We start from the raw sequence: 226 nt of genomic DNA, 5'->3' as shown, positions 1-226 counted from the left end.
ATATTTTGGTGGAAGTTGGGGCAGAAGAGGATAAGGAATGGGAGGTAGAGGAAGCGGTGATCGGTTGGAGATGTTATAGAGAGGGAGGAGGGAGGGGTGTGTTGGTAGGAGGCTTAGAGGATGAGCAAGTGATTGAGGAATTATGTGAGGGTTGTCGTCTTGGAATTAAGGTTATGGTTAGCTCTCGTGAGCGTTTATGAGTTGAAGTTGCTGGAGTGGGTGTAGG

General features: G+C 48.2%; 1 pseudogene. It reads left to right on the top strand.

Annotated features, from left to right (window positions below):
* A pseudogene (locus tag FS628_RS32440) lies at nt 1-200 on the top strand (hypothetical protein); the annotation flags it as partial.
* Between the last annotated feature and the right edge of the window lie 26 nt (nt 201-226).

This window comes from Paenibacillus xylanexedens, from assembly GCF_007676705.1.
GTDB classification, from domain to species: Bacteria; Bacillota; Bacilli; order Paenibacillales; family Paenibacillaceae; genus Paenibacillus; species Paenibacillus xylanexedens_C.
Note: the sequence above shows the minus strand (reverse complement) of the source record. Positions and strands in the feature narration are given on the sequence as shown.